The sequence below is a fragment of the Psychromonas ingrahamii 37 genome, from assembly GCF_000015285.1.
Taxonomy (GTDB): Bacteria; Pseudomonadota; Gammaproteobacteria; order Enterobacterales; family Psychromonadaceae; genus Psychromonas; species Psychromonas ingrahamii.
In genome coordinates this window covers 1,527,415-1,548,307 of record NC_008709.1, presented here as the reverse complement: position 1 = coordinate 1,548,307, position 20,893 = coordinate 1,527,415, and the positions used below count along the sequence as shown (strand labels likewise).

Sequence of the window (20,893 nt, the reverse complement as noted above, 5' to 3'; positions counted from 1 at the left end):
CTTCTTTTTGCTGTATCTAATGCTTTAGCAGCATTTAATATCCCCGCCTTTGTATTAATCCCGAATACCATTCACCAGGGCAGTTTAAAGTCAAAAAGACATCACAAACCCAAGGCTGAGTTTATACGCGAATAATATTAACCTAACATGCAATATTTTTCTGTTGATCGGGCCTTTTATCTATTTGATGTAATTTACCACAATGCTTCAGCACCTCTGTCCATGTTCGCGGGTTGGAAAAATAGAAACCCTGCACAATATCACAACCCAACGTTTTAACATGCTCAAAATCAGCTTGCGTTTCAATGCCCTCAACAATCACACTAAGCTGATACGCTTTTGCAAGCTCAAATATAATATCCAAAGTGGGCTTTTGACCAACCGGGGTATTGCGCAAATCAGTCACAAAGGAACGATCAATTTTTAATGTATCTAAAGGATAATTAAGTATCTGTCCAAATGAGGTATATCCAGTGCCAAAGTCATCAAGCGCAATGCGCACACCTAAGGATTTAAGCTGGTCAAGGCTGGCAACCGCCTGATGATCATCCGGCATCAAGCAAGTTTCTGTTATTTCAAGTTCCAGCTGCTTAGGATTTATATCACTAGTATTGATAAATTCTTTTAGCGTAGTATAAAATCGATCATTTCTTAGTGATTTAGAGGAGACATTAAACGAGAAGAAACCTGTAAATCTATTTTTATGGATGACTTCTTTAAGCCTAATAACAGTTTGTTGTGCAACCCATAAATCAATCGCTAAAATAAGATCTGTATTTTCTGCAATCGGAATAAAAACATCGGGCCCAATACCTACATTCAGCAGACTCGGGCAGCGTAATAATATTTCATACCCCCTTAGTATGCGTGTTTCAGCACAGTAGGCGGGCATAAAAACCAAGTGTAATTTATTATCACGGTGCGCATCAATTAGCTCATTTTCGATATTTTTTTCAAAAAGCATTTTCTCTTTAATCTCATCAGAAAAAAGCTTAAAGTTATTTTTACCCGCTCTTTTGGCCAAATACATGGCGTCATCGGCTTGAGTTAATAGTCCCTCACCATTGATTTGATGGTCATTTGAATAAGCAATGCCGATACTGGCATGTACATCAAATTGCTCTTCACCAATCCTAAAGCCATTATGAAATAAATCACAAATGCGTTTTCCGATACTCTCGATCGTCTCTATTGAGGGTAATCCATTCATTAAAATAACAAACTCATCCCCACCAAGTCTGGCAATACTATCAATCATATTGCCAGAAATGAAGTTATCCTCAGCCCTTAGTAACTGCTGTAACCTCTGGCTAAAAACGACCAGTAAACGATCTCCTGTATCGTGACCAAAAGTATCATTTACATATTTAAAATTATCCAAATCGATAAAAAAAAGTGCGACGTAGGTTTTATTTTTTTGCCTGGCGTCCATGATAGCGGACAACTTTTCGTTAAAGCTCCCCCTGTTTGCAAGACCCGTCAGTGAGTCATTGTTTGCCAGAGTATTTATTTTATTAATAAGTGAAATATAGCTTTCATTTAAATCAGCAACTTCGTCCTTAGTTGTCAATGGCTTAAGCTCGACAACAAGTGAAGCTTCAACTTCCTTTATACTTTTAGCCAGTTTGGTGATAGGCAGTATAATTTGTTGGTCAATGAGCCAAATAAGCAGCAAATAACTTAATATAATGACAATAAAATTGAGGAGTAAAAATGTAGCAATAAGATTATTTAACTGCTCTGCAAAATAGTTTTTATCCAGTGTTAATATAATATCAAATAATGAGCTTCCAAATCTGCCCTCATAAGCGCCGTTATCATTCACTTGAAATGGGGTGCTAGTGAAGGAAAAGTTATCAGCATTGGTATTTTTATTTATAAACCGATAGTTAAAATATCCATTATTTTCGTCAATAAGCACCCTAATTTCTTCTGTAAAGAAATTGAGATCCAGTTGTGCTTGCGCTAAATAGGTATCTTCGTTACTTTCATAGAATAATTTAGAAGATAGCTGATAGCGCGAAAAAGCCTGAATAATATATAACGATGGCATTTTATTAATATAGGGGTCATCAAGAAAATAGTGATATTGAGAGATTTTTTTGTTCGGATCAGCTTGATCGAAGATCTGATCCAACACCGCTTTAGTGGTTGTTTTTAACATTGGCTTGGCGAAGGGATCGCGCGTATTAATATGAACAATTAATTTTTTATAAGAATCAAAAATAACAAAGTCATTAATCACATGATTACTTTTATTGGCGCTATTTTTTCGATTAACAAACAGATTAAGAAACGCGGTGATATCCGGGGCAGACAGATTATTGTCACCTTGTTTGGCATTAAAAATAAGAGAAGCTTCTTTGCTCTCAATTTTTTGTCTTAAATAGCTTTTAACATAATCAAGCTGGTATTCTGCGTGCAATAATTGATTTTCAAGACGACCGTTAAGCAGGGTGATTTTATTCTCTATAATTTGATTCTTATAAAGATGATAATAAAGCAAAGAAATCATGGCAGAAAGAGCGATGATCACCGGCAATATAATATACCTTATTTTTTTTCTAAGCGTCATAATTCAGCTACTCTTGAGTCTGTAATAATGTGACCATTTTGTTACGGATAATAACATCGCTTTCAGGGAGGCGTTTATATTTATAACTACGCTTTAGAATCTCTGCACTCGGTGAAATTTCCCGGTCATTTTTATACTCATCACTTGAGATTAACAGAGCGGCTTCATTAGTGGTATAAAACCCGATATCCTGCGCGTTTTTAGAGGCCATGACTGGATCATTAATAAACGCCAAAAATGCTTTCGTCCCTTCTTTTACAACAGCATCCGATGGGGCCGTAAAACAATCTACAAAAAAAAGTGTTCCCTCTTTTGGAACAACATATTTCCAATCATTTTGACTGGAAGCCCTTTTTATCGTTTTTAAATCATCTGAATAGCTTGGCGCAAGAGTGAGTTGTGACGATTTTCCTTGCCGTAAAACATAACTAACAGAATAACCATAGCGCAACAGATCTTTTGTTTGTGCACTCAGTAATAAATAAGCAGATTTTAATTCATCTTCATCGACAGAGAAGGGATCTAATCCCTGAGCAAGCAAAGCAATGGCAATAGTATCAATATCATCCTTAAACATCATTGTGGTCCCCACATGTTCCTTTGGAGGCGATAAAAGATTTTGCCAGGAATCGATAACTGTTTTAGATATTGAGCTACGATAAATAATACCCATTGTGCCCTGTGCATAGGGAATACCGTATTGACTGCAGGCTTGTTGCGATTGCAAATTATTATATTGCACGTTATCGATGGAAATAGACGTTAGAGATTGAAATAGTCCCTCTTTTCCGTAGTGTCCAGTTACTTCATTATCCGCCAGTACCAGATCAAATTGACTGCCCTGACCATTAGTTAACATGGCACTAAGCTCAGGCCCGCTATCATAATAATAAAGCTTAACAGTATGACCCGTTTTTTTTGTAAACGTCTTAACGACGGATTCTGAAAGGTAGTCTCCCCAGGTTAATATTTTTATCTCCTGCCCATAAAGGGGCACAACAAAAAAACATAAACATAAAACCACCAGCCTGTTTTTAACAGATAACAAACTGTTAAAAACAGGCTGTTTAAGGTAAGACCTCTCTATTAATTTTTTTATCATTATAAGGATCACACCAAAAGGTTAATTAGACGTGCTAATACACACCTAACAATGCCAAAATCTAACCAACTAGCTTAATTAAAAATGGTTTTAACAGGCCTGTATGCTATCGGTTGTAATGCTATTTTGTGACGTCGGAGCATCAGTAACCCTCAAACTTTCTTTTATCTCACTATAGTTTTCTAAAAATAATTTAACTATATCCGGATCAAAATGACTGCCTGACTGCTCTTTAATATGCTGCAGCACTTTTTCTTCCGGCCAGCCAGATTTATATACCCGAGAATGAATAAGGGCATCCCATACATCAATAACAGCGAAAATTCTGGCTGTTATTGGTATTGCATCTCCTTTTATACCTTGAGGGTAACCGCTACCATCCCACTTTTCATGGTGGCAATAGGGAATGTCTCTGCAGGGAATAAGATAATCAATGGTAGATAAAATATCATGGGCTATTTGCGGGTGCATTTTCATTTCCGCCCACTCTGCTGAATCGAGTTTCCCCGGTTTAGTTAAAACATTATCACTCAGAGCAATTTTTCCTAGATCATGAAGCATGGCTCCCCACTTAATGTGATTAAGTTCAACCGGATCAGTAATGCCAAACAGTTTTGTCAGCTTAAGGGTCATTTTGGTCACCCGTTCAGTATGATTTTTTGTCTCCCGATGACGAAGATCGATAAGATGAACCCAGCCACTCATGGTGTGTTCATAACTTTCAACTAATTGGGTGTTTATTTCTGTGACTGCATTCATTTTTTTTCTGATAAGAAAAAACAAAAGCAACGCAGTGATGGCAATAAAACTCCATCCTTTAATGTTCTGTGCAACAATAATATTATCACTATCTTGAAATAATAAGGCTACGGCCCAGTCAGATAAAGATATCCATAATATTCCGACGATCAGATACACCAAGACGATTTGATAGTGTGGTTTTAAGTTCATTTAACTCCCGGCTAACAATTTACAACTTTATCTGCTTAATAAATAAAAAACATTTTATAGCAAGGTAATGTTATCAAACAATGCGTTAACGCATGTTCAAAAGAGATAGGCAGTTTTTTCGGTAGGTTATCAGGCATCACGCAGCTGTTGAGCGGTTCATTAAATCGCACCTAAAAATCATCTTATAGATTAAACCATTTTAATAATCCCATAACAGCGTATTAAAACGTCTGCTTGATTCAAACCTTTTATCCACGCTTATTGTAACACCTTAGTAACTGTATTCTAAAGTAAAAAAGAGGTCAAAAAATGGTAACTATAATAATTTTGGGTAACAAATTAGCGCCTGTATCGGGTAAGTCCATAATCAAATAATGAGACCACTCTACTTCCCGTTTATTGAGAGCTTGCTCTGATTTCACAAAATCCTATGACACTATTTTGAATAGCTTTAGTTGGCCAAGCAGTGATGAATCATAGGAGGTTATTCATCAAATCAATAACAAAGACTAAAACATCGTTTTATGCCTGGCTGGTATTTATTTTAAAATGCATGGATACCTATACCCATGTTACTTCAAGATGCTTTGTCAGGCGCAAGCTCGGAGAGCAGAGCAAGACGCAACATGACCTTTCGAGCGATTAACTGTGTTAATCCTCTAGCGGTAGATGCAAATGCAAGCATTTACATCTTAAATGGTTATTCCCTTTTCGATGGGTGCAACGCAGCGCTGGTTTTCGAGCTAGCGCCCCGTAGGGCAAGGAAAATTGTACCAATCTGCTTTGTTATAAAATCTCTATATAGAATAACTATAATTTAATTTTATGCCTAGCATCTCGGCACAATTTTCTTTGCTGACTTTGCATCTTGAAGTATCATGGGTATATAATAATCTACAAGGCCAAAGCCAGTTAAGTTGCTAACTTAGCCCTTTTACTTAGCCACTGATTAAGCACTAAGGCAAATAATATAGTCGCCCCGCCAATGTTTAACCTTAAAATATCTGCATCACGATTCCAAATAAGAACATTGACCAATATACCCGTAGGAATAAGCAAATTATTCATCACCGCCAGAACGCCGACATTGACTAAGGTTGCGCCTTTATTCCATGCAAAATATCCCAAACCCGAGGCAATCGTGCCGAGATAGATAAGTATTCCCCATTGTAGATTCGTGGTTGGTAATTTTTCACTGTTACCAAAAATCAGATAACAGATACTTGCCACCAGCAATGCGCCAATAAAAAACCATCCGAAAATTGTTTTCTGCTCAAGTTCGTGCCTGGCCAATAAACGTTTATAACCCACCTGCCCCGCAGCAAAACAAAGATTCGCCCCCTGCACCATCACAAATCCCAGTAAAAAATTACTATCAACGCCGTTATAGCGAATTGCAACCGCGCCAGCTGTCGCGATAACAGTAGGTAACATAAAATTGCGGTTAAACCGACGATCAAAGGCATCATTGATCAAGGTGACATAAATAGGCGTCATCACAGTAAATAACAACACTTCTGCGACCGTCAAAAAGAGGAACGATTGATAATAGAAAACATACATTAAGCCGAGTTGAACGGCGCCGATGGCCATTAGTTTTAGTGCAACTGGCAAAGTAATTTCACGGGGGCGTAAAAAAGGTAAAAACACTAAGGTCGCAAGCAGGATACGCAGCAATACAGAAAACCATGGATCCACTTCTCCCGCCAAATAAACACCAATTAAACTAAACGAAAAAGCTCATAATAGGGTCACTGTGAGCAGATAGGCCATGATTAAATCCTTATTAACATAAAATCAAAGCGCTGATTGTAAGTGATGATCTTTATCAGTAAAGATTATTCGCTATAAACTAATGGAATTTTTGTTGGCAATACCCAGTGCTAAGCCCATAATCACCCTGGAAGTATTGTAAAAAATGTCATCAATACCCTATTATTGACTTAGAATATGATCATCATTTACAAAACGTAATGCCATACAATCACTGTCTTTACTGATGATCATCGAGGAGTCAACACGCAGACAACTGCCCGCATATTTACCAGCGGCCGTAAAGGCGCAGACCTGTACATAATAACCATCCACCAGTGGCAGTGGAAATAATGCCTGATAGATTTGATCCTGTGCCGAAAATTGCCCTCCCGTCTCCTCAAGAATATCTTCGTGATGATTTACCACCTGAATGTTGGCCCCGCAGCGCCCAACAATTGGCTTACTGACATAACCGCTCGCCTGTAAATCAGCATTTAAAACAAAATTAGTATGCAATAACAGAGGATGATTTGGGAAGAGTGACCAAAGCACAGGAAGAATTGCTTTATTACTGGGGATGAGGGTCCATAACGGCTCAAAAATCATAATATTTTTATGCAGTAATACATCCGCCAGACGCGGGGGACTAACCTGTTGCCACAGAGGTTGATATTTTTCCGCAAGCGCTTGATCCACTTCACATTGTGCACGAATTTGACCCAGAGCCGTTTCCCAGGACCAGGTTTTCCACACCCAGTGAATTAATTGCCCTTCCTCATCTAAGATATCACCCGAACTATTCCATCGCAGACTGCTTATAGCAGAGATAAGCTTACTCTCGAGCCCTGCCGATTTTAATGTTTGCTGTATAAATAACGCATGGTATTTTTCTTCTGGGTCATTATCATGCAAAATATGCACCAGTCCTTTTGCCTGACTTTTACGCCATGCGTTAACCAGATGATTAAAAAGATCTTTGCCACTGTCCTGTCCTTCCTGAACACCATAATGGCGAGCCCATTTACCCTGAATTTTGGCACTTTCCATATAACAGGAGGCTGAATCACAATTGTACTCATAGACCTTTAACCCTTGTGGGGTCATGGCAAAGTCAAAACGACTGGTAATTAGTTCATTTAAACGGTTATCCCATGACTGACGTATTTTGGGTAAAATCGCGACAGGTAAATTAAATTTATTTAATAGCGCTTGGTTTTCCAACACATAATCCGTGGCATGCATAAATAAAGCATGCAACTCATTGGCAGCTCGCTGTAATGCATGCTGTGCGGTTTCCGACAAAACATAATAACGATATTGATCCGCTGTAACCGCGCTAAGTTTATGGCCATGCATCGCCTTCACATAAGCGGCCTCATCCTCATTAGCAACATTAAGCCAAGATTTTTGCGGGTTGGGCTGCTCTTTTGCCCGGCGGCTGATTAAATTAAATAACTGCTTATTGGTTTCTAGAGTCGGCTCGGCATCGCGATCATCCTCGGTTTGTGTCATCCAGCCTAAAATAGTGGCATCATTAAAGGAGCATTTTAACCAATACTCACCTTCTTCGGTAGTCGTCGCGGGAAGTTCTCGGCTAAAAGAGTGCCCCTCAGGCCAAATTTGGTGATCTAAATTTTGCTCCACAATACGTAATTTATCGGGAAATACCTCGGTAACAATGGCAACATGACCGGTTTCTGCGAACTCTCCCCCCTGATCCCAAATTAACAAACTGCCCGGCTGCGGCAAGCTTTTACTGCCATTACAAAATGCCTGTAAGGGCAGCAGGCTATTAGTTGCAAGATTTCTCACCGTACGTAAGTCAAATATCTCATAGGCCATGGCCACATCATCAAAAAGAGTCCCCTTATTGATATACATCCAACGCCGGGCAAATTCAACACACTGCCATTTATAGCCCATATAAATACCATTAAAATAACTGCGAAAGGCGCTTCGTTTGGGGTATTTTATATCGCTGGCTGTATCATAATCAGAGGAGTAGGCAGCAACACCACCTGGCGCATAACCGAGTAACGTACCAAATACAGAAGGGGATTTATAATTCAAAATTTTAGCCTATATCAGGTATTAACAAAAAATATAAATAAGTCAATTTGCATTGGCAATATAAATTGACACCATTTTAAAGCCTTAGCTCAAGTTCAATAGGACTAAGTATATTAAGGAATTAAAAGGGGTTAACCTTAGTGTCAAGGCCCCCTAGTTTAAGGTTTTTATCCATTATAAATAAAAACTTATAGCACCCATCAATCTAGTGGCCAATATCCATTAGCCACTGAGACCGAACTTAAAGATGAATAAGTAATAAATCAACGATTGTTATATTGACCAATTTACGTGCAGAAGACCACCAACGATTCCAAAAGCCATGGTGATGCCCACAAACTAATAAATCGGCCTTAATCTTGGTAATTTCCCGCATTAATGTTTCCTCCACATCCCCCCCTACCACCTTAGTAGTAGTAATCGGATAATTGGTTAACTCAGCGAGTTCCTTCAACTTAGCGGTTAATTTTTCGCGGTTTTGCTCAATTAATTTAACCTCAAGCGGATCGTAAATCCTGTCCGGATCTGGATGTGAAATATCAATAGAGATAAAAGAAAGTTTTGCATCTAAATTTTTAGCTAAGGATACCGCTTTGCTTATGACTATATCGCTAGCTTCAGTCAAATCAATGGCAACCAATACATGTTTATAACTCATTTTATTTCTCCAAACTCTGTTTATTAACAATAAAATCAGTGATTGTGAACAATAATATTTATCGTCTCCTTATGATGATTTTATTCTCTTATTTTTGTCCAAAGTATAGCACTCCACCGAAAATGCATATTTTTTACGGTTATAAAAAGGGCTGAAATCCGGCAATATTTTCAATAAAATAATGATTTAAAATAAGGGCGTTAAGTAAAAACTGTTATAAAAATAAATGCCCAATGACCAAATTTTAGTTTAAAAATATCATCGTCATAGCAAATCTGCTGAAGAGATAAACTCTTAAATGGAGTTGCTGTAAAGCGGTGTAGAAGAATAGATATAGAATAAAAACACAGTAGAGAAGATTTTAAAAGTAGCAATGAAGCGAGTCTTGAGTTTTGTATTTTAATACAAAAAACAAGACCCAAGTTGATTATTGATAAAGGCTTATTACCAATCAGCACAATGGTTAAGCCCTTTCAGGTGATCACTGAATCAATTTCAATCCGATGGGTAAACCCTCACCAAATACGCGTTTGGTTTCTGCTTCATTTAGCTCTTTAATGCTGTCAACCATCTCAATCCAACTCTCAGCCGCTTTAACCAGTGTTAACTGCTGGATAATTTTAGCTCGCCAATCGGCGTCAAGATCACGACTGCGATCGCCACTCATACGAGACATTAAGACAACCGCAAAAGCGGCCTGTGGATTTTTTTTCCAGTCAATCGACAGTAATTGGGGCAGCCAGCTTTGTATCTCTTTTTTATCAATAACATTATGTGCACTGCCATGGAAAGGGATCCGTGATGCGAGCCGGCCAAGAGCCCACCAGCTACTACTGGTTTCCGATGATTTCTGTAAACGTTTTAATAACCATTCGCTAATCTTGGTTTTATGTTCAATAGGCAAAAGTTCTAAGGTTGCAACCAATTTCACCATATCTTGATAGGATTTTTGTTTCGCTTCCTCCTTTAATTTTCGATTAGTTAATGCGGCCGGGTTGATGAATTTTTCGATATCCTCAAACACTCGCGCCTGCTGCAGCGCACTGAGTCCGCCTGACGCGCGTCGCCAGAATGTCCACCAATCGATCCACACTTGGGTTTCCTGATGATGCTGTAACCCCTGCTCATATAACCCCCAAATTTGCTCAACACGCCAATCATCGATAAGGTAGCCGAAACCAGGACGTAAACAATAACCAGCCAGATTAAACCAGATCCGCTCATGGGCCGCTGAGCGACGGCGATGATTTTTACCTTCCAATAACTGATCAAACAAGGCTCGCAGCAAGGGAAGCTCCCAGTGTTCACGCTTGCCCAATAGTTTTTCAATATCAGCACGTAAACTTTTAACCGCCTTGGGGGTGATTTGTTTTTTACTCTCACCAAAGACCAGATCAACTTTCTCCCTGACCTGGTCAAAACAGTCGGGCAGTGCATCTGTTTTATCCGTTGCTGTTCGCTGTGATAGTGGCTGTCGGATTTGAAATTCGAGATGCCAACGTTGCTGGTTTTCCGCCACGCAATCTATTTTCAGCGTGCCAACTTCGGTAAACCTGGTTGCCAAGGACACAATAACCGAGTCTAAGGTGGTTTTTTCTAATACAACAACCAGCGGCGGCAGTGAAATAAAACGCCCGCTGGCCAGAGTCTGTTCATCAAGGGTAATAATTTCACCGATTTTATACCCCTGATCGGCAGTCGTTGAAAAGAGATGAAACTGAACAGGTAAACCTAACTGTAGTGAAAATTTTCTTTCGCTAAGCGTAAGCTCTTGCTCTTCTTCCGTGCCTTTAGGCATTAAACAAATGGCTTGTTTACCCGCATCTTGCTGCTCAAGTACAAGAAAGACTGTCCGCGCCGAACCGCCTCCAATTTTAAGTTGGGCACCGCGACGCGCCCTCGCATAGGCCACCGCTCCCTGTGCAACAGCCAGGTTAGGATGATGGTTTTCCAATCTATTTACCGCACTGCCACGCCATTCACTTAACAGCTCAATGGTGCGCTCACTGAGTACTGCGCTATTAAAAACCCCCCCATTAAATAATACCGCATCGGGAATAGCATGCCCCGATTGAGTGGAATCGATGCCTAGTGCATCTTTGCAGGCTATTTGGTGATCGGCGATAAATTCTGCAACATGCTTGCTGACTGCAGGATCGGCAGCATAAGGAAGTCCAAATTCGACAACAGCACTACGCCTTTTAAGTGGCCGCTGATCGAAGCTGATATTGGGGAAAAAACCATCAAGCGCAATATCTCTCACGGCCTGCTTAGTCAGTTCACAGCTTTTAGCGCCGCCTATTAGTTTTGCTCCACTGCCTAAGACAGTTACTCTGGCGCTGCCCGGAGCATCGTCTCCCATCAGTAACTCTTTTGCTTTTCGTGTTTGCTGTATTAATTGCGATAAATTTGCTGCACTGAGTTTTTTATTGGCTGATGTTCCACCATTAATAAGCCCCTCTGCAATATGTGCCAGTGCCAAATCAACATTATCCCCACCAAGCATAAGATGATTACCCACACCAATACGTGTCAGTGCCAGAGAATTATCTTTACCCTGAGCCACTTTAATCAGACTGAGATCCGTCGTACCACCACCCACATCACAAACCATTAATAACTTTATTTTAGCCAGTTCTCTTTGTACTCTCGCACCCTGCCTTGCATACCAGTCATAACAAACGGCTTGGGGCTCCTCAAGCAATAAAATATTAACCAGACCAGCCCGACTTGCGGCCTCGACGGTAAGCGCCCTTGCTCCCTCATCAAATGAAGCGGGGATAGTAATAACCACTTCCTGATCTTCCATCAGCGCATCGGGATGGGCAAAATTCCAGGCATGGCGTACATGCAATAAATAACTCGCAGAAGCCAATACCGGAGATACTTTGGCAACCCCTTCTGCACCCGCCCAGGGGAGAATATCCGCATTACGATCAACATGGGGATGAGAGAGCCAACTTTTAGCACTAACGACCTGACGGCCATCAACCTTTGCACCCAACTCTCTTGCCCATTCCCCGATAACGACCAGGGGCAACTCCCCCTCGAGTTTATCGACGGCAACATCAGACCAAGGTAGTTGTAAATCAATAGGGTTGATTTCGCCGCCGGCCGGATGATAACGAAATGAAGGTAATAAAGGCCGTTTAGCCACTTCGCCTGGAGCAACTAACTGTTCAATTTCAAATATATGGCAGTTATCTGAGGTTAACGGCTTAAGCATATCAGTATAGGCAACCACGGTATTGGTGGTGCCTAAATCGATACCAATCAGATATTTAACAACAAGATTATTCATTAATCTCGTACATCCAGTTCAATATGCCAGCGCTCTGGGGAGCCGTTAGTCTCGCGACTGTTAACCGCGATAGCTTCAAGTTGAAGTGTCCCGACTTCGGTGACTTTCGCCTGCAAACGAACCGGAACAACATCACCCACTCGGCGCCCTTCCACCGATAAGGTTGCTTGTAATTCGGGCAGCTCTTGTAACTCATCATCGATCCAATGCTCGAGCTGCAGACCTGCTTGATCATGACGACGGATGTTTGATCCAAAAAAACGGAAGCGCACGGGTTCGCCGACAACCAACCCAAATTCAGCTTCACTTGGCACTGTTTCAGTGCCTTCTTCCATCCCAAAAGGTGCAATACACAAGGCTTCTAATGGAGGCTCCATACCTGGAATAGCGGGCATCGAGCTTTCAATGCCGACATAATAAGTATTAGCTAAGCCTCCGCGAATTCGTACACCCTGCCCGCGTTTAACATAACCGTAATAACTTGCACCACTGGCAACAGCAAGATCCAGGTCAGAGTCAGCTAATAATCGCGCTTTTTCAGCACCCGCATCCTCCAGCCACTGATTGATAGTCGCCATAGTCCGCTCTGCTAACAGAGGCGATTTCAGTACACCACCATTAAATAAAATAGCCGAGGGTTTAATAAAATCGACGCTATCAGCCTTATCAAAATTACCTGCTAATGGATCTGCAAAATCCTCATTATTACTTTGCAAACTTGTACTGCCTAAAACATCATCAGCGGCACTCACCTGCTTGCTTAAAAAAGCCGCCAGATGACGCGAAACAGCCGGGTCTTGCGCATAAGGCAAGCCTTTTTGTGTTAAACCACTGCGGCGAGCTGCTTTGGGATGATCATTGATATTAACAACGGGGAAGAAACCTTCCAGTAATGTCTCACGAACTTCATTGCGGGTTAACTCCGTGCGCAGGGTTTTACCCAGTAGTTTTGAGCCACGACTCGGTACCGTAATAGGCACACTGCTGATATCGTTATCCAGTAAAAGTTGCTCTTTTGCATCCCGACAGGCTTGACTAATCGCTTGAATTTGCCATGCCTGTAACTCTTTTCCCTCTGCGCTTAATTTAGCTTTAACCCGGTAAGCCAGGGCTAAATCCATATTATCGCCACCGAGTAATATATGTTCCCCGACAGCAATACGATTCAGTGTTAAGTTACCCTCTTCTTCGGTTACCGCAATTAATGATAGATCAGTTGTACCACCACCAACGTCAACCACTAAAATAATATCACCCACCTGAACCTGCTCACGCCAAGCTTCTCCACAGGCGTGGATCCAGTTGTAAACAGCCGCCTGCGGCTCTTCTAACAAGGTCAGGTTATCAAAACCAACTCGCTTGGCAGCTTCTGCGGTCAGCTCTCTTGCCGCGGGATCAAATGAAGCCGGAATAGTGATAGTCACATCTTGTTTCGCTAATGGAAAATCGGGAAATTTATCATCCCAAGCAGCACGCATATGATTTAAATATTCAAAGGTGGCATCTAAGGGTGATATTTTGCGGACCTCTTCGGGGCTGGCAGCAGGTAAAAATGCCGCATGGCGATCAACACCACTGTGGCACAACCAGCTTTTTGCACTTGACACTAAACGAATAGCTGTTTTACTGCCCAGTTCACGCGCAATACTACCAACAATAGCATTCGGCTGAGCGTTCCAAGGCAAGGCAATATCAGCATCATTTAACTCTGATTCATGGGCCATGTAGATAAAAGAGGGTAATTGTTTTTTTTCTTCAATAATACCTGCCTGCGTTAATTGTGGAATAGGCATAATAATCAATTCCGGCACTAATGCAGGATCTTCCGCTATCTTCGAGAGATCCATATAAGATAATACGCAGTGTGTTGTGCCTAAGTCGATTCCAATGGAATAACGAGATTGTGTGTTGTTTGGCATAGTTTCGTTCATAATTCCACCTCCGCAGGTGCAATGATTGAAGCATCGTGTCCCGCCGCTAATTTAGGTAACTTAACCTCACTCACTTTCCAACCTTTATGGATCAACGTGCCATTAAAGGGAGCATGACCAACAACATTGCCCGTAAGACGCACTTCCGATGCATTAAAACCTTCAGATATGCTAATAGATGTTTCTTCCTCTTCACTGCGAATCGCTTCAAGGGTAAAATAATCATTCAATATTTTTTTGCTGCCCTCATGGACAACACGCGCAACAGCACCAATATCAGCATCAGAATAAGTGCTTAGATCCTCCTGGGTAAAATCAATAAAACGCGCCTCCTGCTGCAGTAAAGTCAGCAGTTGTAATGCAGCCTCCGGCGTTGATTCTTTTAATGCTGCTGCCTTAGTGACTTCTGGAATGGTTTTTTCAACTGGTTGCTCAATGTCAGCGACACTCGCTTCAATATTATTTTCCAGGATCTCCTGGTCAGTTGATGATTTATTTTTAGTTAAAAATAAAACTAAAAATAATACCGCTGAGATGCCTAAGCCTAAGTGAAGCGTGTCGATAGTCGTGGGGAATGCAGATAAATCTATATTCATTTTTACTTTCCTAGTAAGGTCACATGAGCTATTGCTCAAATAATATAAAGTCCATGGTTATAAAACAGGGTCAACCATAGTATTTGGTGTTGATCGTAATCAAAATTCATTATGTGGATCTAAGAGCAAAAAAACAACGCTAAATCAAGCAATTGAATTTTTCCTACATTTTAGCACGACATCTATTAAAAATTGAATATTGAAGATATCACGGCAAAAATAATTGCAGAGATACGTGGCGTTATTATTTCATTTTTTTGAAAGGTAATATGGGGGCCTGTTTATCTTTCGAAATTTTTTTCAGCAGTTTGTAGGTTCTTTATACAAGGCAGAGCTTATGCAGTGTAGTTATTCTACATAAATAAGCGATAACGCCGTAGAAAGGAGTTACAAATGCTGCCCGAAGGGTTCGGCTAAAAACGTTTTACTCTTTGTTTCTTTTACAATTTCCGAATGATGAGTTGCATACTGCGCAAGACCCACGACCAAAAGAGCAAAAATAAGCTTTAAGGTGAGAGGATCAATCAATACAAAGCTTAAATTAATCATCTATTGGTGCGCACGGGCGCATTTTCTTTGCACCAATGGAAATAAAAATTCGGAACCTGCAAGTAAGATAAGCAGGCCCAAAAATATGCCCGACCTGATGATTGTCTCAGATTCAATTAATAGATTCATTTTCCCTTCATCTTTGATCTTCACTTAAGGTATTGCTTTTAACTGTCAATAATAAACAGTCCATTAATTGCCGACTGTGCAAAGGACAATTTCAGCGAACGTCCACTCCTTTGCTAGGAAAAATTAAACATACATTCGCTAATACGAAAAGAAATTGAAGGGTGATCTTAAGTATTTCTTTTCGTATAACTCGTTTGAATCTTTAACAAGCTGAACTTTTCTGGCGAGTTTTTCTGGTGAATCTCTCGGGTGAAACTAGGGCCAATATCATGCCAAAAAGAGAGCATATGCCGCCTGCGATATGAAACCAATATATTGATTCGCCTAAAAATGTAATGGCCAATGTGGCACCAAACAGAGGCATTAAGGTGATTGATAATGAAGCCGCTTCAGCGCCAATATGTTGCACCCCATAGGTCCAAAAAATATAAGCAAAAATCGACGGGAAAACCCACAAATAAGCGAACAACCCCAAATGAGACAAAGGGGGCCAATAGGATCTAAAAAACAGCGCTTCAATCCCGTAGGCAAAAAGCAAAAAGGGCAAACCCAGCATGATTAACACGTAAAGAACGATAATGGGAGAGAGTTTAATGGACAGTTTTTTTAATAAGACAGTAAATAATGCCCAACAAGTTACCGCTGCTAACATCAATAAATCACCCTGACTGAGACTAAGGCTCAGTAATCGCAACAGTTGTCCCTGGGTTAGAATCAGTAGAACACCGATTATCGATATTGTTATGCCTAGCAGTTGCATTAATCGAGGGCGATTGCCTAGTACTCGCCAGGCAATTAATAAGGTCACCACAGGTATTAAGGTATTAATCAGCGTTATATTGACGGCAGTGGTAAAATTAGCAGCAAGATAGAGTAGGCTGTTATAGCAACTAATGCTTAATATCGCAAGTCCCGTCAAAGGCAGCAGCTTAGGGCGAATTATCGGCCAACTTTTTATTGTGCCTCGCAGTGCAAAGGGAGTAAGCAGTATAAAAGCCCCCAGCCAGCGAAATAGATTCAGCGCAATAGGTGCGACTTGATCAATATAACCTCGGGCTAAGGTTACATTGATCGCCCAAAACAGATTGGTGAGCACTAACCCTAAAAAGGCTAGCCAGAAAGTACGTTGATTAGACAATTCGATCTCCATAAAAAAAATTAAAGTGACAGTAGTAGTGATTCAAATAAAAGACCGTAAAAGATCTGTTCTGCTTTTGTAAACTTCAATAAAAAATAATTTTTATTTGCCACAATCCATGGTGAAAAGAAAAGTATTAAGTAACGTTTTATCATAGGGTAACAAACTTATTGAAGCCCCGTGTAACTTAGCAGCCTCGGCCGCGATAGCCATTCCAAGTCCTGCACCATCGCCTTTTTCACTGTGCGCCCGAAAGAATTTTTCAAATATTTTATCTCTTACAGCCGTCGGTATTGGTGGACCATTATCCTGAACAAGTACTTCGACTATATTGTGATGGGATTCAGACTGATTAATGGTTAGGCTTATTTTTATCTCACTATTTTCACCGGAATAACGAATTGCATTATCGATTAAATTACTAAATAAAATAGAGATAAACATCCCCTCTCCCTGAATAATACATTCATCAGGACCAGAAAAAGAGATTTCTTGATTATTCTTTAACGCCAAAGGCGCCAATAAAGCAATAACCTCCCGAATTAGTGCGGCGATATTTATATTTTTGAAAATATTTCGTTGTTTAGCTTCAATGCGAGAGTGCATCAACAATTGTTGAATTAACCGGTCGGTTCTATCAACGCCTCGCACTATGTTGTTAAGCGCATAAGCCTGTGATGCTTGATCCTCACTTGCCAATGCATTTTCAATATTTAATCTTAACACCGCCAGCGGTGTTTTTAATTCATGTGCCGCAGTGCGGGTAAAGCGGCGTTCTCTCTCCCGGGCATTATCTAATTCACTTAACAGGTAGTTAAGTTGCTGTACCAGTGGTTCGAGTTCAACTGCCGGGTGATCTATTTTTATCGATTCTAATTTATTAACATCACACTGCGATACGGCTAAGCGTAATTCATTAACGGGCCGTAAAAACTTTTTAATTAAAAAGAACAATATAAGTGCCAGAGTAGGAATTAATAAAAGTTGCGGTAAACTGGTTGATAAGGCAATTTCATCAACAACCTCATCTCTGATTGACTGTTTTTCAGCAACCACCACATAGGCGTTAGGATTGACCCGAGAAGGAATTTTTAATTGAAAATAGTGCCACTGTTCATTATTTAGGTTAACGGTACCAGAATACAGGTCTCCCGTATTGAGGGGTTCGGGCGCACCGGGTGATTTAAATACCAGATTACCATTGGTATAAAATTGAAAAAATAAATTTTGGTCATCCGGATGACCCACGCTCGGAAATGAATCAATTTTATCTTTATCAACATCACTAATGACGCTCGACCAATCAGCATAGATTTCATCTCGAACAGAAGGCGCCAAATCCATCACACTCGGCATACTAAGCGCCAGAATTTTAGCCAGTTGTCCCAAGCGCGCATCATAAACCTCATCGACTTCATTTTTAGTTTCATGAAAGACAAAAATCCATGAAGTAAAAATTAACAGGGTTGCAACGCTGACCGTTGATACTATTAATCGTTTTTGAATAGAGATTACTGTGGTTATATTATTTTTCAATGATGTACCCAACCCCTCTGATATTTTTAATTAATTGGTTGTTAATCTTCTTACGTAAATTATGTATATAGACTTCAATCGCGTTATCGCTCGCCATCTCATCCCAGCCATATAAAGTTTGCTGTAAATATTCTTTACTTAATACTCGACCTGCTTTGGTCACTAAGGTTGTCAGTAATTTAAATTCAGTATTGGTTAATTTTATAGCAGCACCATGATACTCAACGGTGTTTTTTGCCAAAGAGATAACCAAGCCATGCAGTTCAATCTTTGATTCAGCATAACCCGATACCCGTCTGACAATAACCCGTAAACGCGCCAGCAGTTCTTGTAAAGCAAAAGGTTTCAGCAAATAATCATCTGCCCCACCATCAAGACCTTTAACTCTGTCATCAATATCATCTCGCGCAGTTAAAATTAAGATTGGCAGTTTATGTCCCGCTTTCCTGACTTGACTCAGGATATCTAAACCGTCGGCATCCGGCAGTGTTAAATCTAAGATTATCGCCGTAAAATTTTCAGTTCTTAAAGTCATCTCTACCGCAGCGCCCAATTGCAGCCAATCGACTGTGTATCCATGACGAATTAATGAAACCACCATGGATTCGCCTAACATAACATCATCTTCAACTAATAAAATACGCATTAATCATCTATTCCTTTAATTCCATTTGCTGCAAGCGATTAAGCAAACCACCCCGTATTTAGAATGCTTAAGTATATTACAATTTCCCCCTTGAGCGGGAAATCATTCAATGCTCGATACTCTCTCCCTTAATTTATTTCCTCTTAAGTCATTCATAAGGTTTATCTTGTAAAGTAAAAATCCGAACAAAGCACAATTCGATTAAACTTAAATACTAAATAAAAACAGGAAAAAATTTTTACTTGCAACTGTCATGATAGTTGCCTCAGCGGCCGCAATAGCAGGCCCAAAATGGTCATATAACTTGATTCCAAAAGATCAATTCGGACAAAACCAGCTTGATCAGGGTTATCAAATAAAAAATTCAAAGCATCATCCGGTGTGTGTTATGAACTTTAGGGTTATAACCAAAAAACAAAGAGTAGAAATATATTTCCACCCGAAAGCGCTGAAATTCTCAAACAAGAAATAGACGACTAATAACAGGTAATGACTATGAAAGCACAATCAATGATTTGGGATCCACTCGTTCGTTTTTTTCATTGGACAGTGGCAGCCTCGTTTCTGCTCAACTTCCTGATTTTTGAAGAAGGTGAAACAAACCATCGCTGGGCTGGTTATTATATTTTAGCCGCCTTGGCAATTCGTATACTATGGGGGTTTATTGGCTCTAAAAATGCGCGTTTTAAAGACTTTTTACCAACGTCTAGTGGCATTAAGCAGCATTTAAATTTACTTATATCAGGACGGTTCGAAGTCTCAGAGGGTCATACTCCTCTTGGTGGCTTAATGGTCTTCGCATTATTATTTTGCCTGTTAAGCACCGGTCTCTCCGGTTGGATGACGGAGTTAGATGTATTCTGGGTAGGTGATTGGCTTGAGGAGATACATGAGTTCTTAGCAAGCACAACCATGACCTTAGTGGTTATTCATGTGTCGGCAGTTTTCTTGTTAAGCAAATTTGGTCCTGTAAATTTAATTAAGCAAATGATCACCGGACAACGGGACAACTGTTCTAAATAGCATTTTAATCACTCCCCTTCATAGTACAGCATGATTAATTTGTAATCGGGCCTTACAAAAGTTCAGATCATCAATCAATCGTAATACGCCACACAGTTATTGTGTAATGCTGTGGCGCAGATGCAAGTGAAAATTGGTAAGGGAACTTGGCTTGGGAGTATCAGTATTGGTGTTGCCAGTAAAGAGGATAATATACGCGACATCGATGAATTAATTAAGGTTGCCGACCGAGGAGTCTATTTGGCTAAAGCAGCCGGAAAAACTGTATTAGAAGTATCTACTCGGAAGATAATAATATTGTGACCAAAAAATCATCACAAAAAAAAATACTATAATGACAGCCATTATTTAAATTGAGTTATGTTTGCCCCAAAGCTAATAACGGAAACCAGCTTCAGGGCTACTATGCCAAGAGTATCAGCACAGGATTAAACTAACTAAGTGGATCTTTTTTCGGTGCGATAAGCCCCAATATTTCAGGAAGAGAGCGTGGAACCACATGTGAGTAGTCTTTGTTCAGAGATTTGAAAACTAACTGTGCAGTTTGATTATTAAGCGATTTATTAAGAATCCCTAAAAAACTTGGGTCGGCGACCAACATTATCTGAGCACAACGATTTTGCTTGCGTTGATCGTCTAACCAGCTTGCCAGTTCATGCGCAAAACGTTCGACTTCAATTTCCTTGGGGTTATTAGGCGAAACAAAGGCACCGTGCCCCCCACCTTTTGCATTGTAGTGCCCGGGACGGTCACTGACCAGATCACTTCCTTTCTGACGACTTTCTGGATGGCTAAACTCTTTAAGCAAACTAAACTCTTCGTGCGCTTGGTAGCTAAAAACCCGTGCAGCACTTGCATTTGTTACCATTACCAACGTCTTTGACATAATCTCTCTCCTTTATGATTCAACACGCCCATCTTCAGTATAGACGC

The 20,893-nt window shown here is 40.3% G+C and carries 15 protein-coding genes and 1 pseudogene; 3 read left to right on the top strand and 13 right to left on the bottom strand.

The genetic code is table 11. The annotated features are described in order from the left end of the window. Positions 1-142: 142 nt before the first annotated feature. From PING_RS06555 to PING_RS06500, 12 genes and pseudogenes are all read right to left on the bottom strand, one after another. Positions 143-2,575: a bifunctional diguanylate cyclase/phosphodiesterase gene (locus PING_RS06555; RefSeq protein ID WP_011769632.1), complete on the bottom strand. Its 2,433-nt coding sequence runs from the start codon at positions 2,573-2,575 to the stop codon at positions 143-145. A 7-nt stretch (positions 2,576-2,582) separates the two neighbouring features. Further along, on the bottom strand, positions 2,583-3,677 hold the full coding sequence (locus tag PING_RS06550; protein WP_011769631.1) for a polyamine ABC transporter substrate-binding protein: 1,095 nt from the start codon (positions 3,675-3,677) through the stop codon (positions 2,583-2,585). A gap of 90 nt (positions 3,678-3,767) precedes the next feature. Next, positions 3,768-4,628, bottom strand: coding sequence for an HD-GYP domain-containing protein (locus tag PING_RS06545; protein WP_011769630.1), 861 nt, complete (start codon positions 4,626-4,628; stop codon positions 3,768-3,770). 912 nt (positions 4,629-5,540) lie between these two features. Then, positions 5,541-6,401 (bottom strand): annotated as a pseudogene (locus PING_RS06540) (carboxylate/amino acid/amine transporter). 162 nt (positions 6,402-6,563) lie between these two features. Beyond that, positions 6,564-8,453 carry a bifunctional glutathionylspermidine amidase/synthase gene (gene gss, locus PING_RS06535; RefSeq protein ID WP_011769628.1) on the bottom strand — a complete coding sequence of 630 codons (1,890 nt, stop codon included), beginning with the start codon at positions 8,451-8,453 and terminating at the stop codon, positions 6,564-6,566. 241 nt (positions 8,454-8,694) lie between these two features. Next, positions 8,695-9,111: a universal stress protein gene (locus PING_RS06530; protein ID WP_011769627.1), complete on the bottom strand. Its 417-nt coding sequence runs from the start codon at positions 9,109-9,111 to the stop codon at positions 8,695-8,697. A gap of 481 nt (positions 9,112-9,592) precedes the next feature. Beyond that, entirely contained in the window at positions 9,593-12,412 is a 2,820-nt protein-coding gene (locus tag PING_RS06525) for an Hsp70 family protein (RefSeq protein WP_011769626.1), read from the bottom strand. Then, a complete protein-coding gene (locus tag PING_RS06520; protein ID WP_011769625.1) occupies positions 12,412-14,343 on the bottom strand; it encodes an Hsp70 family protein in 1,932 nt (643 codons plus the stop codon). The genes PING_RS06525 and PING_RS06520 overlap by 1 nt, the downstream gene beginning before the upstream one ends. After that, positions 14,340-14,939: a DUF2760 domain-containing protein gene (locus PING_RS06515; RefSeq protein WP_011769624.1), complete on the bottom strand. Its 600-nt coding sequence runs from the start codon at positions 14,937-14,939 to the stop codon at positions 14,340-14,342. Before PING_RS06515 ends, PING_RS06520 begins: the two co-directional genes overlap by 4 nt. A gap of 880 nt (positions 14,940-15,819) precedes the next feature. After that, on the bottom strand, positions 15,820-16,755 hold the full coding sequence (locus PING_RS06510; RefSeq protein WP_049752949.1) for a DMT family transporter: 936 nt from the start codon (positions 16,753-16,755) through the stop codon (positions 15,820-15,822). 102 nt (positions 16,756-16,857) lie between these two features. Further along, positions 16,858-18,291, bottom strand: a complete 1,434-nt coding sequence (locus PING_RS06505) for an ATP-binding protein (RefSeq protein WP_011769622.1) — start codon at positions 18,289-18,291, stop codon at positions 16,858-16,860. After that, positions 18,281-18,937, bottom strand: a complete 657-nt coding sequence (locus PING_RS06500; RefSeq protein ID WP_011769621.1) for a response regulator — start codon at positions 18,935-18,937, stop codon at positions 18,281-18,283. Before PING_RS06500 ends, PING_RS06505 begins: the two co-directional genes overlap by 11 nt. A gap of 211 nt (positions 18,938-19,148) precedes the next feature. On the opposite strand from PING_RS06500, the gene PING_RS21775 reads away from it, so the two are divergent. The 3 genes from PING_RS21775 (at position 19,149) to PING_RS06485 (ending at position 20,263) form a co-directional block, all read left to right on the top strand. Next, entirely contained in the window at positions 19,149-19,409 is a 261-nt protein-coding gene (locus PING_RS21775; protein WP_408635119.1) for a PepSY domain-containing protein, read from the top strand. Between the two features lie 23 nt (positions 19,410-19,432). Beyond that, positions 19,433-19,960, top strand: coding sequence for a cytochrome b/b6 domain-containing protein (locus PING_RS06490; protein ID WP_011769620.1), 528 nt, complete (start codon positions 19,433-19,435; stop codon positions 19,958-19,960). A gap of 111 nt (positions 19,961-20,071) precedes the next feature. Beyond that, the gene (locus PING_RS06485) at positions 20,072-20,263 is read left to right on the top strand and encodes a nucleotidyl cyclase domain-containing protein (protein ID WP_157035313.1); all 192 of its coding nucleotides are present in this window, start codon (positions 20,072-20,074) and stop codon (positions 20,261-20,263) included. A gap of 130 nt (positions 20,264-20,393) precedes the next feature. Here PING_RS06485 and PING_RS06480 read toward each other — a convergent pair whose 3' ends face one another. Then, a complete protein-coding gene (locus PING_RS06480) occupies positions 20,394-20,846 on the bottom strand; it encodes a host attachment protein (protein WP_011769619.1) in 453 nt (150 codons plus the stop codon). Positions 20,847-20,893: the final 47 nt, after the last annotated feature.

Bases quoted from the DNA above. Each gene is read 5' to 3' on its own strand.
- PING_RS06555 (WP_011769632.1), bottom strand. From the start codon at position 2,575: ATGACGCTTAGAAAAAAAATAAGGTATATTATATTGCCGGTGATCATC.
- PING_RS06550 (WP_011769631.1), bottom strand. From the start codon at position 3,677: ATGATAAAAAAATTAATAGAGAGGTCTTACCTTAAACAGCCTGTTTTT.
- PING_RS06545 (WP_011769630.1), bottom strand. From the start codon at position 4,628: ATGAACTTAAAACCACACTATCAAATCGTCTTGGTGTATCTGATCGTC.
- PING_RS06530 (WP_011769627.1), bottom strand. From the start codon at position 9,111: ATGAGTTATAAACATGTATTGGTTGCCATTGATTTGACTGAAGCTAGC.
- PING_RS06525 (WP_011769626.1), bottom strand. From the start codon at position 12,412: ATGAATAATCTTGTTGTTAAATATCTGATTGGTATCGATTTAGGCACC.
- PING_RS06520 (WP_011769625.1), bottom strand. From the start codon at position 14,343: ATGAACGAAACTATGCCAAACAACACACAATCTCGTTATTCCATTGGA.
- PING_RS06515 (WP_011769624.1), bottom strand. From the start codon at position 14,939: ATGAATATAGATTTATCTGCATTCCCCACGACTATCGACACGCTTCAC.
- PING_RS06500 (WP_011769621.1), bottom strand. From the start codon at position 18,937: ATGCGTATTTTATTAGTTGAAGATGATGTTATGTTAGGCGAATCCATG.
- PING_RS06490 (WP_011769620.1), top strand. From the start codon at position 19,433: ATGAAAGCACAATCAATGATTTGGGATCCACTCGTTCGTTTTTTTCAT.
- PING_RS06480 (WP_011769619.1), bottom strand. From the start codon at position 20,846: ATGTCAAAGACGTTGGTAATGGTAACAAATGCAAGTGCTGCACGGGTT.